The 12,560-nt window shown below is 48.2% G+C and carries 11 protein-coding genes; all 11 read left to right on the forward strand.

Translation table 11 applies throughout. From position 1 onward, the window contains the following. Positions 1-9: 9 nt before the first annotated feature. The 11 genes from mraY (at position 10) to sigE (ending at position 12,525) form a co-directional block, all read left to right on the forward strand. On the forward strand, positions 10-978 hold the full coding sequence (gene mraY / locus NLX73_RS02390) for a phospho-N-acetylmuramoyl-pentapeptide-transferase (RefSeq protein ID WP_254325278.1): 969 nt from the start codon (positions 10-12) through the stop codon (positions 976-978). Positions 979-982: 4 nt separating this feature from the next. After that, a complete protein-coding gene (gene murD / locus NLX73_RS02395) occupies positions 983-2,404 on the forward strand; it encodes a UDP-N-acetylmuramoyl-L-alanine--D-glutamate ligase (RefSeq protein ID WP_254325279.1) in 1,422 nt (473 codons plus the stop codon). 49 nt (positions 2,405-2,453) lie between these two features. Next, positions 2,454-3,551, forward strand: a complete 1,098-nt coding sequence (gene spoVE / locus NLX73_RS02400; protein WP_061828513.1) for a stage V sporulation protein E — start codon at positions 2,454-2,456, stop codon at positions 3,549-3,551. A gap of 6 nt (positions 3,552-3,557) precedes the next feature. Next, positions 3,558-4,667, forward strand: a complete 1,110-nt coding sequence (gene murG / locus NLX73_RS02405) for an undecaprenyldiphospho-muramoylpentapeptide beta-N-acetylglucosaminyltransferase (RefSeq protein ID WP_061828512.1) — start codon at positions 3,558-3,560, stop codon at positions 4,665-4,667. A 146-nt stretch (positions 4,668-4,813) separates the two neighbouring features. Continuing rightward, positions 4,814-5,719, forward strand: a complete 906-nt coding sequence (murB, locus tag NLX73_RS02410) for a UDP-N-acetylmuramate dehydrogenase (protein WP_061828511.1) — start codon at positions 4,814-4,816, stop codon at positions 5,717-5,719. After that, positions 5,709-7,019 (forward strand): UDP-N-acetylglucosamine 1-carboxyvinyltransferase, encoded by a 1,311-nt coding sequence (gene murA, locus NLX73_RS02415; protein WP_250260937.1) that lies wholly within the window; start codon positions 5,709-5,711, stop codon positions 7,017-7,019. The genes murB and murA overlap by 11 nt, the downstream gene beginning before the upstream one ends. Before the next feature lie 56 nt (positions 7,020-7,075). Continuing rightward, on the forward strand, positions 7,076-7,840 hold the full coding sequence (locus tag NLX73_RS02420) for a cell division protein FtsQ/DivIB (protein ID WP_061828510.1): 765 nt from the start codon (positions 7,076-7,078) through the stop codon (positions 7,838-7,840). 199 nt (positions 7,841-8,039) lie between these two features. After that, positions 8,040-9,311: a cell division protein FtsA gene (ftsA, locus tag NLX73_RS02425; RefSeq protein ID WP_013311085.1), complete on the forward strand. Its 1,272-nt coding sequence runs from the start codon at positions 8,040-8,042 to the stop codon at positions 9,309-9,311. A 67-nt stretch (positions 9,312-9,378) separates the two neighbouring features. Beyond that, positions 9,379-10,503, forward strand: a complete 1,125-nt coding sequence (gene ftsZ / locus NLX73_RS02430; protein WP_013311084.1) for a cell division protein FtsZ — start codon at positions 9,379-9,381, stop codon at positions 10,501-10,503. 188 nt (positions 10,504-10,691) lie between these two features. Beyond that, positions 10,692-11,678, forward strand: coding sequence for a sigma-E processing peptidase SpoIIGA (spoIIGA, locus tag NLX73_RS02435; protein WP_250260938.1), 987 nt, complete (start codon positions 10,692-10,694; stop codon positions 11,676-11,678). Between the two features lie 106 nt (positions 11,679-11,784). Beyond that, positions 11,785-12,525 carry an RNA polymerase sporulation sigma factor SigE gene (sigE, locus tag NLX73_RS02440; protein ID WP_013311082.1) on the forward strand — a complete coding sequence of 247 codons (741 nt, stop codon included), beginning with the start codon at positions 11,785-11,787 and terminating at the stop codon, positions 12,523-12,525. The last annotated feature ends 35 nt before the right edge of the window (positions 12,526-12,560 follow it).

A 12,560-nucleotide genomic window follows, 5' to 3' on the forward strand; every position in this document is an offset into this window, starting at 1 on the left:
GAGACTCCCATGGATATTCAATTATTACTGCTGACGATCGTCGTATCGTTTATACTGGCGGTCATTGCCGCTCCACTGCTCATTCCGCTGCTGCGGCGAATGAAATTCGGCCAGCAGGTCCGGGATGACGGGCCACAAAGCCATCTTAAAAAGATAGGTACGCCTACAATGGGCGGTATCGTGATTCTGGTGGCTTTTACGCTGACCTTTCTTAAGTTTTCAGCTATCAAAAATACGGACTTTTACGTTCTGCTGGTTGCTACGCTCGGTTTTGGGCTGATCGGCTTTTTGGACGACTATATCAAAATTGTATTCAAACGCTCGTTAGGTCTGACGGCGCGTCAAAAGCTGTTTGGGCAATTATTGTTTGGCGCGATCATGTGCTGGCTTCTGCTTAGCAATGATCATAGTACTGCGATCGGCATCCCTGGAACGTCATGGTCATTTGATTGGGGCGGCTGGTTTTATTATCCGTTCATCATTATCATGATGCTGGCGATTAGCAATGCTGTCAATTTCACGGATGGGCTGGACGGGCTGCTGTCCGGTACAAGTGCCATTGCCTTTGCTGCTTATGCCATTGTCGCGATTCAGGCAACCTCGCTTCCGGCAGCAGTATGCGCAGCGGCTATGATTGGCGCTGTACTCGGATTTCTCGTATATAATGCTCATCCTGCCAAGGTGTTTATGGGTGATACAGGCTCGCTGGGAATCGGCGGCGCCATAGGTGCCATTGCCATCGTTACGAAAAGCGAAATTTTGTTCCTCATTATCGGTGGTGTATTCGTAATTGAAATGCTGTCCGTAGTCTTGCAAGTAGCTTCCTTTAAAACACGTGGCAAGCGTATTTTCAAAATGAGCCCGATTCATCATCATTTCGAGCTGTCCGGCTGGTCCGAATGGCGCGTAGTTATTACATTCTGGGCTGTAGGACTGCTGTTGGCAGGACTAGGACTTTATCTCAACAAGGGGTTGTAGACAAATGAACCATCCAGACGCATACAGAGATCAGGAAGTCGTCATTATCGGTCTGGCTAAAAGCGGCGTGCAAGTTGCCAAGGTACTGCACCAGGCCGGAGCCAAGCTGACAGTCAATGATAAAAAGGATAGGGAACAATGTCCCGAAGCTTCTGAATTAGAGGCTTTGGGAATTTCCGTTTTATGTGGGGGTCACCCAGAAGGGCTAATTCATCCTGGAGTGAAGCTAGTTGTCAAAAATCCAGGGATTCCTTATACGGCCCCTCCTGTACAGAAAGCTGTCGAGCTCGGCATTGAGGTCGTGACCGAGGTTGAGGTCGCCTACCATCTATGTAAAGCTCCGATCATCGGAATTACTGGCTCCAACGGAAAGACGACCACGACCACTTGGGTAGGCAAGCTGTTGGAAGCATCCGGCATGAATCCAATCGTGGCTGGTAATATCGGTACGCCCGTATGTGAGGCGGCTGTGGATGCCAAGTCGGACGAGTGGATGGTTGTGGAGCTGAGCAGCTTTCAGTTAAAAGGAACAAAAGATTTCAAGCCCACTGTGGCCTGCCTGCTCAATGTAGCTGAGACCCATTTGGACTACCACGGAGGCATGGAGGACTACGTTGCATCCAAGGCGCGTCTATTTGCCAATCAAACGGCAACGGATACTGCGGTGGTGAATTGGGATGACCCCGTCTGCCGGGAGCTCGTACCCTATATAAAAGCGAAACTGCTTCCGTTCTCTATGACAGAACGTTTGCAGGAAGGGTTGTTCGCTGACCCGCCATACATACCGGATGTGACGGACGATATTGAACGTAGCATCGTATACCGCGATGGAAATGGTGTGCTGCATCCCATTATAGGCGTAGCTGAGATTGGACTTCCGGGTCGTTTTAACGTAGAAAATGCTCTTGCTGCTTGCGCAATCGCCATTGCTGCAGGCGCAGAACCAGCAAATTTGGCGGAACCATTAAGTATTTTTCGCGGCGTCGAACATCGGCTTGAATATGTTTTAGAACACGCTGGTGTAACTTATTACAATAATTCCAAAGCAACCAATTCGAAAGCAACAATGATGGCCTTATCTTCCTTTAAGCAACCCATTGTACTCATTGCCGGAGGATTGGATCGCGGCTCTGATTATACAGAGCTCGTACCTTCCTTGCAGGAAGGTGTGAAAGCCGTTGTGCTCTTGGGTGAGACACGGCATAAGCTGGCTGAGCGGGCCCATCAGGCTGGAATAGAGCATGTCAAGGTCGTCGATAATGGGGAGGATGCCGCCGCTACGCTCGTGGAGGCTGTGAACAAGGCTGCTGAATTTGCTGAGACGGGAGATGTAGTATTACTCTCACCCGCCTGTGCAAGCTGGGATATGTTCCGATCCTATGAAGAGCGTGGACGTATTTTTAAAGAGGCGGCGCATAAATTGTAAGTAGGGGGGTTGGATAAGCCCCTACTTTTATGCAAGGGGTGGCCTCCTGATGAAGCAATCTCGTCCAGCGCCGGATCTATGGCTTTTCGTTTGTATTGTAAGCTTATTAGCCATCGGCATGGTTATGGTATACAGTGCGGGCGCCGTCCTCGCTTTTCACGAGTACGGGGACTCCTACTATTTTGTAAAGCGGCAATTGCTGTTTGCAGGGCTCGGCCTTGTAGCGATGTACTTTACTGCCAGAACGGACTACCGGATCTGGCAGAAATATGCCAAGGTCGTGTTGTTGATCTGTCTAGCGCTGCTGGTTGCCGTATTAATTCCCGGCATTGGTGTAGTAAGAGGCGGGGCACGAAGCTGGCTCGGTATTAGCTCTTTCGGCATTCAGCCTTCCGAGTTTATGAAGCTGGGTATGATTCTTTTTCTCGCTCGTTGGCTCAGTCGTCCTGACTATGATATTAGCTCTTTTACGCGCGGCCTATTGCCCCCGCTTGGACTCATGGGACTGGCTTTTGGGCTTATTATGCTCCAGCCCGATTTGGGCACAGGCACGGTAATGATGGGAGCGTCCATGCTCATCGTATTTACGGCAGGCGCGCGTATGAAGCATCTCGGTCTGCTGGCTCTGTCGGGAGCAGCAGGGTTTGCTGCACTGATTGCAGCTGCGCCTTATCGACTCCAGCGCATCACCGCTTTTCTGGACCCTTGGTCCGATCCGCTTGGCGCAGGCTATCAAATTATTCAATCGCTATATGCGATTGGTCCTGGTGGGCTGGCGGGCCTGGGACTCGGCATGAGTCGACAAAAATATAGCTACGTTCCTGAGCCGCAAACTGATTTTATTTTTTCCATTTTGGCGGAGGAGCTTGGCTTTATCGGTGGAATGACGGTGCTGGGACTCTTTTTGGTTCTCGTGTGGAGGGGAATGCGTGTCGCTATAACCATTCCCGATACCTATGGTAGTTTGCTTGCGGTAGGTATTGTCGCAATGGTCGCCGTACAGGTCGTCATTAATATTGGTGTCGTTATCGGTTTAATGCCGGTGACAGGAATAACACTGCCCTTAATCAGCTATGGAGGTTCTTCTCTGACCTTAATGCTAACAGCTCTGGGCATTTTACTAAATTTATCACGTTATGCGAGGTGAACGTTTATGCGCGTCGTGTTGAGCGGCGGCGGCACCGGAGGGCATATTTATCCGGCGCTAGCCGTAGCCAGACAGTGCGAAGAGATTGATCCGGACGCTGAATTTTTATATATTGGCGGTCAACGAGGACTCGAAAGTAAGTTGGTTCCTCAGGAAAAAATTCCATTTGAGGCTATTGATATCACAGGATTTCGCCGCAGCTTGTCTGTGGAAAATATAAAAACGATCATGCGCTTTTTCAAAGGGGTTCGCAGATCCAAAGCATTATTAAAGAAATTTAAGCCAGATGTCGTTATTGGCACTGGGGGATATGTATGCGGACCCGTCGTTTATGCAGCTTCCAAGTTGGGAATTCCCAGCATTATTCATGAGCAAAATGCAATTCCAGGGTTGACTAATACATTTCTGAGTCGCTATGTGGATACAGTGGCTGTTAGCTTTGAAGGCTCAGAAGGAGCTTTCCCCAAAGCTAAAAATGTACTGTACACTGGGAACCCGCGTGCTACAACAGTTCGTTTGGCTAACCGGGATCGGGGATTTGCTACAATTGGGGTTCCGATGAACAGTTCGGTCGTCCTTGTGGTCGGTGGCAGCAGGGGAGCGAAGGCCATTAATGACGCCATGATTGCAATGGCTCCGCAACTTTCGCAACTGAAAGACGTCCATTTTGTATATGTAACCGGTGAATCTTATTATGAGCAAACGCTGGATAGCATACGGAATCAGATCGGCTCATTGCCCAATCATCTACATGTGCTTCCCTATATTCACAATATGCCAGAGGTGCTGGCTTGTACCTCATTAATTGTTAATCGCGCAGGTGCGTCCTTCTTGGCAGAGATCACATCTTTGGGCATTCCGTCCATTCTGATCCCATCACCTAATGTGACGAATAACCATCAGGAGGCTAATGCTCGTACACTTGAAAAGGCAGGCGCATCCGTCATGATTGTAGAAAAGGAACTGAGTGGCCCGGCCCTGTTTCAATCTATAGCGGGAATTATGAAGGATGAGGCACGGCGAAGTCGCATGGCAGAGTCGGCGTCTGCGCTCGGCAAGCCTGACTCAGCAGATATTTTAGTAAAAGAAATGGAACGTCTTGCCCATAAAAGGTAGTCTGCAGCGCAGAATTGGGCGGTTGTCACACACCGGATGGTATTTACATAGGATACCCTATAGATTGTGACCATCACTCAGGCTGCCGGTTGTCAGGTGAGAGCCTTATAACCATGTGGGGCAAGCAACAAGGAGGTTTCAGTACAATGCAGCAATGGATGCCATTATTAGCGGAGCATGATATCGGAAAAGTGCTGGAGCATGAGCCGCTGTCCAAATATACGACATGGAAGATTGGAGGCCCTGCGGATGCACTTGTCATCCCGGATACCAAAGAGCAGCTGGCAAGAGTTTTGAAGCTGGCTAGCGAGCACGGAATTCCCTGGATGCAGTTGGGGCGGGGCTCCAACATGCTCGTCTCTGACAAAGGGATACGGGGACTTGTGATCAAGCTGGGGCCAGGATTTGATTATGTTCATTTTGAGGATGAACAGATCGTTGCTGGAGGAGGCGTTTCACTGGTCAAACTGTGCGTTATGGCCAGCAAGCAGGGCCTGTCCGGTCTTGAATTTGCTGGTGGTATCCCAGGATCAGTCGGTGGGGCTGTCTACATGAACGCCGGTGCCCATGGGTCTGATGTGTCACAAATATTCCAGTCCGCTGAGATTGTGCTGGATACAGGGGAATTGGCTGTGTACGATGCTGACAATATGCATTTCAGCTATCGTCACTCCGTGTTGCATGAGCAACGTGGAATGGTGACAGAGGCAGTGTTTCGGATGAAGCGGGGCGATCGGGAGGAAATTTCATCAGCGCTTGCGGCTTTTAAAGACCGCCGTCGGCTGACCCAGCCGCTACAGTTAGCTTGTGCAGGAAGCGTGTTCCGTAATCCTCCAGGTGACTATGCTGCTCGTCTTATTGAGAGCGCAGGTCTCAAGGGCTTGAAGGCGGGAGGCGCTGAGGTATCTGTACAGCATGCCAATTTCATTGTAAATACCGGTCAAGCGACAGCAGAGGACGTGCTTACCCTAATGAAGCATATTCAAAGTACAATATCATCTCAAACCGGCATCAAGCTAGTTCCGGAGGTTTTCGTAGTGGGTGAGCGGTAAACTCGGAGGTGATACATTGGACAAATTGGTGATTGAGGGAGGCCGTCCCCTGTCAGGCACCATACGTATCCATGGGGCAAAAAATGCGGCACTACCTATTCTTGCAGCGAGCTTACTTGCACAAGGTAAGGTAGAAATTCGGAATGTGCCCCATCTTTTAGACATTAAGGTCATGCTGCACATCCTTGAAAGACTCGGCTGTACATGCCGACATGAAGAGGAAACGGTATACGTGGATACGTCGTCCGTCCGAACGTTCCAAATTCCGGAAGATTTGATGAAGCAAATGCGCTCATCTATCTTTCTGATGGGACCGCTGCTCGCCAGATATGGGGAGGTTTCCATTTACCAGCCCGGAGGCTGCGCCATAGGCGAGCGCAAAATTGATCTTCACCTAGAGGGCTTAAAAGCTCTTGGCGCGGAGATAGAGGAAAAAGACGAGCAAATTACGTTTCGAGCCCACAAGCTAATCGGCTCGGACATTCACATGGATTTCCCGAGTGTAGGTGCAACGGAAAATATTATGATGGCCGCTGCGTTGGCTGAAGGACAAACAACGATCACCAATGCAGCGAGGGAACCGGAGATTCAGGATCTACAAAACTTCTTGAATGCCATGGGAGCCCGCATTATCGGTGCTGGAACCGACACGATTACAATCACGGGGGTCAGTCGCCTCAATCCGTGTACGTATGAGGTCATTCCTGACCGCATTGTAGCTGGAACGGTTATGATCGCAGCTGCAGCTACACGAGGAAGTGTGTCGCTGACTCACTGCAATCCATCCCACTTGTCTGCTCTGATTCACGTCCTTAGGCGGGCTGGTGTTCAAATCGGCATCTTGAATGATATAATGACCGTAAGTTGTATGAGTCGTCCCAAAGCAGTGGAGAGGATCGTTACCTCCCCTTACCCGTCTTTTCCGACGGATTTGCAATCTCAGGTCATGGTTTTGCTTTCTTTGGCGGACGGATTTAGTGTCATGAAAGAGACCGTCTTCGAAAGCCGATTCAAACATGTGGATGAACTAAATGTAATGGGTGCTGATATTACGGTTGATGCAAATGCTGCTTTTATAAGAGGAGTTTCTCGTCTGTACGGGGCTACGGTAGAGGCTACCGATCTGCGGGCAGGGGCTGCGCTGGTCATAGCGGGTCTAGCGGCTCAAGGACGTACCATTGTCGAGCAGGTTCATCATATTGACAGAGGGTATGACCGGATCGAACGTCTTTTCCAGGGACTGGGTGCCCGAATGAGCCGTCAGTCTCCGGTGCCGGAGCACCTGGATTTCGTAAATTAATGCCTGTAATGTCCCTCCGTTAACGGGGGGACAAAAGGCTTTTGTGGAGAGAAGCTATGCCAAATGCTCAAATACCTGTTCTTAAAAAGAACAGAACGAAAAAAAGAACAAGCCGGAAGATTGCTATTCTTCTCATTTTGTTGTTTATCGTACTGCTCGCTGTTCTCTTTTTCCGTTCTTCGTTGAGTCGGGTTTCTGAAATTCGTTTTGATGGTAATGTATTTTCGACCCGAGATCAGCTTCTTAATCGAAGCGGTCTGGCTGTTGGAGATCAGTATTTCGGAGTCAGTTCATCCGACATCTCTGAGAAACTGCGAGAAATTCAATCGATACAGCAAGTCACAGTGGACAAGCAGTTTCCGGGTATTATTGCTATTCATATTAAAGAGTTTGCTACGGTCGCTTACGAGTTGCAAAGTGACGGGAGCCTTCGTGCTATTCTAGCGAATGGGACAAGCGTGAGCGTGGGAAGTAGCGGAATAGCTGTTGAGAAGCCTATTTTGACCAAATGGAAATCTGATGATCCGTACAAAGCGAAGCTGTGTGATGCTTTATCGCGCATTCCGGGGGAATGGACAGCCGATATTTCGGAAATCATTCCCGCACCGATTCCTTCTTTTCCGGATCGCATCAAAATGTACACACGTTCCCAGTTTGAGGTTATTACAACTGTTTCTCTACTGAATTCTAAAATCAGCTATTTGAACCAGGTGCTAGAAACAGAAGATCCAGGTTTGATCACCATGTTGGAGGCGGATTCCTACGTTCCGTTCAAACCGGATACGAGTGAAGAGGGCCAAGAAAAAGATACTACTCAGTGATGTGAAAAAATGCTAGAATTGATTTTATGGGTAATAGACTTGCCTCCTTCTTTTTTCTTCAAATTTTTATGTGACTGCAACCATAAATTGGCTTCTAAAAAATTTGTAGAAAAAAGAGGGAAAGCATGGAGTTTGTTGAATATGTACAGAGTGTGTTTAAAGAACGAAATTCATTTTGGAGTCAGGAGGTGCCACAGACTTGAGCAACAATGACATCATTGTTAGTTTGGACATCGGTACATCCAAAGTTCGGGCTATTATTGGGGAAATGAATAATGGAACCTTTAATATTATTGGAGTTGGATCTGCCGACTCGGAAGGGATTCGCAAAGGTGCAATTGTAGACATTGATCAAACCGTGCAATCAATCCGTAACGCCGTGGATCACGCAGAACGCATGGTTGGTATTCAAATAACAGAAGTGTATGTGGGGATTTCAGGCAATCATATTGGCCTGCAAAATAGTCATGGCGTAGTAGCCGTGTCCAACGAGGACCGTGAAATCGGTGAGGAGGACATTGAGCGTGTACTGAAGGCAGCTGAGGTTATTGCCGTACCACCGGAGAGAGAAATTATTGACGTGGTAGCCAAGCAGTATGTCGTGGATGGCCTTGAAGGCATTCAGGACCCTCGCGGTATGATTGGAGTTCGTCTCGAAGTAGAGGCTACGATTGTTACTGGAGGCAAGACCCCGATACATAATCTGTTGCGCTGCGTTGAGAAAGCCGGCTTGAGGATTAAAGATCTGGTCTTGCTGCCTCTTGGAGCCGGACAATTGTCTCTTTCGAAGGATGAAAAGGTGATGGGTTCAGTGCTGGTGGATATTGGTGCAGGATCTACGAATGTTGCCATTTTCCAGGAAGGAACGATTGTTGCCACATCAACACTTCCGATTGGTGGAGAATTTGTAACCAATGATATTGCCTACGGACTGAGAACCCTTACCGATCAAGCCGAAAAAGTAAAGCTTAAATACGGCTGCGCATGGTATGATGATGCGGCAGCCGATGTCGTCTTTAAAGTGACGCGTATCGGCAGTAATGTGGATAAGGAATTCAACCAGCAGGATTTGGCTGCTATTATTGAGCCGAGAGTGCAGGAAATTTTTCAACTCATTCAGGCGGAAGTTAAGCGCTTGGGTTACACAGAGCTTCCGGGAGGTTATATACTTACCGGAGGCACCGTCTCCATGCCTGGTGTACTTCAGGTGGCACAAAGCGAACTGGCCGCTTCCGTAAGGATCGCCGTACCTGATTTTATCGGTGTAAGGGATCCGGGCTACACGAGCGGAGTTGGAATCTTGCATAATGCTATTCGTTACTATCGCGGAAGATCGACTAGCGTTAGCAACAGTGGCGGAAGTACCAAGAAGCCGACTAACCGAACCAAAAGCAGTAGTCCCGCTGCGGAAGGCGAGCAAAAGCAGGGGTTGATTGAACGCTTAAAAAATATGTTCAGTGAATTTATATAACGTTCATTGCTAATTATGCCAATCATGGACGGGCCATCCATGCACATTGAGGGGGAGATGGAATAGTATGTTGGAATTTGATTTTGAAATGGAGAGCTTGGCTCAAATTAAAGTGATCGGCGTCGGAGGCGGCGGCAGCAATGCGGTTAACCGAATGATCGAAAATGGTGTTCAGGGTGTGGAGTTCATTACAGTCAATACAGATGCCCAGGCACTTCATTTAGCAAAGTCTGAGCATAAGCTTCAAATTGGGGATAAGCTGACCCGCGGTCTGGGTGCCGGCGCTAACCCCGATGTGGGTAAAAAAGCGGCTGAAGAGTCGCGTGAGCTCATTATGAATACGCTCAAAGGTGCGGATATGGTATTCGTAACGGCGGGAATGGGTGGCGGTACTGGAACCGGAGCGGCTCCTGTCATTGCTGAAATTGCCAAGGAATGCGGCGCGCTGACTGTAGGCGTGGTAACCCGACCATTCACGTTTGAAGGGCGTAAGCGTTCCAATCAAGCTGAACTTGGTATTGAAGGATTAAAAGAAAAAGTAGACACTTTGATTGTAATCCCGAATGACCGTTTGCTTGAAATTGTGGACAAGAAAACCCCAATGTTGGAAGCATTCCGTGAAGCAGACAATGTTCTGCGTCAGGCGGTTCAAGGTATTTCAGATTTGATCGCTGTACCGGGTCTAATCAACCTCGACTTTGCTGACGTTAAGACGATCATGACGGAGCGTGGCTCCGCTTTGATGGGGATTGGCGAAGCAACTGGTGAAAATCGTGCGGCTGAAGCAGCACGCAAGGCGATCATGAGCCCGTTGTTGGAGACATCCATTGAAGGTGCTCGTGGTGTGATTATGAACATCACTGGCGGCAACAACCTGTCTTTGTATGAGGTTAATGAGGCAGCTGAAATTGTAACATCGGCTTCCGATCCGGAAGTAAACATGATTTTCGGTGCTATCATTGACGAAGAGTTGAAAGAAGAGATCAAGGTTACCGTCATTGCCACTGGCTTTGAAGGCAAGCCAAGTCAACCGGCACCGGGACGTAAACCGGCAGCCAACCCGGCTACTTCCGAATCGGCGGAAAAAGGCTCTCCTAACTTGCGTCCATTTGGTAACACTCAAAGCAGTGACCAATTAGACATTCCTACATTCTTACGTAACCGTTCGCGCAATAATAATAACGATAACTAGTTTCAATTCGGATTGCCCGCATTCTCCCTGGAGATGCGGGCTTCTTTCTGTTTTCCGTATCCTGCAGTTCAGGCGCTTCTCCTCTTTCCGACAAAATTAGTCGGTCACCGTCCCCACCGTTAGACAGACTTTGAACAGCATGACTACTATACTTAATCCTATCCTGCAAACGCTGGGCGGGTGAAGCCTTGGTTGTTTATATCGACTTGATTTTTTTGGCCAATTTGTTCATTGATGCTGTGTTGCTGATGGTCACCGCTTGGATGAGAAAAATCCGTCCAGTGTGGTGGAGGTTGATGACTTCAGCTGGAATCGGCGCAATGTATGTGGTCATGATGTTTGTGCCGGAACTGTCCTTTTTATTTACGTTCCTGATCAAACTGGCATTATCGGTCATAATGCTGCTGGTGGCTTTTGGATTTGGCAGCATGCAAAAGTATCTTCGTACAATGGGTGCTTTTTACATGATTAATTTTGTAGCTGCAGGTGGCATTTTGGGGATGCATTATTTTCTCCAAAATACGGGGGAATTGTTTAACGGCATCTGGTACACCGCTTCGGGTGGAATGTCCTTTGAACTCAAAATCGCATTCTGGTTTATTTTATGCGCATTTGGCGGAGTGATGCTTTTCTTTCGTATTGTGCAGTCCTCAAAGCAGCGCACAGAAAGGATGAGTGGGTTTTTGGGACAAGTGCAGGTATGGATTGGGCAGGATCATATTGAGTGTACAGGCTTGTTGGATACAGGTAATCAGCTCTATGATCCTTTGACCCGAACCCCGGTGATGGTCATGGAGGCGGCCTTGTGGGAATCGCATTTGCCCGCCTCCTGGCTCCGAAAATGTTCTGAGGGTAATGCTGACCAACTGGTGATGGAACTGGGGGACGAACCGTTTAGCTGGCAGGATCGTGTTCGCCTCGTCCCCTATCGTGGAATTAACCGCAATCATTCCTTTATGCTCGCCCTTAAACCAGACCGGGTAGAGGTGGTGATGAATGGGGTTCATTTTGTACATCATCGAGTGTTGATTGGCTTGGACGGGGGGACATTGTCGGCAGAGGGTAAGTATCGCGCCATCATCCACCCGGATGTGACGGCACAAGAAGGGGGCAGTGCTGATACCAACCAGAAACAAGATGCACATATTGGTGAGCATTTTACAGAATCAGGATGACAGTGCATAAACACAAAATGATGTCTGAAGGCGACGAGAAATATCCAATGGTGAAATGGGCGGAGCACAGCTGGAATTGCACTATTTTCAAAAGGGGGAGAATGATATGCGGGAACAGATGAAATTGAAGATGAAAATTAGGTTAGCATTGCAATTGCAATATTATCGTATTTTATTTTTATTTGGGCTAAAAAGTGAAGAAATTTATTATATTGGCGGCAGCGAGGCGCTCCCCCCACCGCTGACGAGAGACGAAGAAGAATATTTGCTGGGAAAACTTTCTTCTGGAGATGCGGCAGTACGGTCGATGCTAATCGAAAGAAATTTGCGGTTAGTCGTATATATTGCCCGTAAATTTGAGAATACGGGCATCAACATTGAGGATCTCGTATCCATCGGTGCTATTGGACTAATCAAAGCGGTTAACACTTTTGATCCGGAGAAGAAAATCAAACTTGCCACATACGCTTCTCGATGCATTGAGAATGAGATTTTGATGTATTTGCGTCGCAATAGTAAAACGAGAACGGAAGTTTCTTTTGATGAGCCTCTGAATATAGATTGGGACGGTAATGAATTGTTGCTTTCTGATGTGATGGGCACGGAAAATGATACCATTTACCGTAATATTGAGGAGCAGGTGGACCGTAAATTATTGCATAAGGCACTGGATAAATTGACGGATCGAGAGCGTTTGATTATGGAGCTGCGCTTCGGCTTACAAGACGGAGAGGAGAAGACACAGAAGGATGTTGCTGACCTGTTGGGTATCTCGCAATCGTATATTTCGCGTCTGGAAAAGCGAATTATAAAGCGCTTACGAAAAGAATTTAATAAAATGGTATAATGCATGGGTATATCCGGAAGCGATGGAAATGGCGA

The sequence above is a fragment of the Paenibacillus sp. CH40 genome, assembly GCF_024213605.1.
GTDB lineage: Bacteria > Bacillota > Bacilli > Paenibacillales > Paenibacillaceae > Paenibacillus > Paenibacillus polymyxa_B.

Coding starts and splice junctions, on each gene's coding strand:
- mraY (WP_254325278.1), top strand. CDS start 10: ATGGATATTCAATTATTACTGCTGACGATCGTCGTATCGTTTATACTG.
- murD (WP_254325279.1), top strand. CDS start 983: ATGAACCATCCAGACGCATACAGAGATCAGGAAGTCGTCATTATCGGT.
- spoVE (WP_061828513.1), top strand. CDS start 2,454: ATGAAGCAATCTCGTCCAGCGCCGGATCTATGGCTTTTCGTTTGTATT.
- murG (WP_061828512.1), top strand. CDS start 3,558: ATGCGCGTCGTGTTGAGCGGCGGCGGCACCGGAGGGCATATTTATCCG.
- murB (WP_061828511.1), top strand. CDS start 4,814: ATGCAGCAATGGATGCCATTATTAGCGGAGCATGATATCGGAAAAGTG.
- NLX73_RS02420 (WP_061828510.1), top strand. CDS start 7,076: ATGCCAAATGCTCAAATACCTGTTCTTAAAAAGAACAGAACGAAAAAA.
- ftsZ (WP_013311084.1), top strand. CDS start 9,379: ATGTTGGAATTTGATTTTGAAATGGAGAGCTTGGCTCAAATTAAAGTG.
- sigE (WP_013311082.1), top strand. CDS start 11,785: ATGCGGGAACAGATGAAATTGAAGATGAAAATTAGGTTAGCATTGCAA.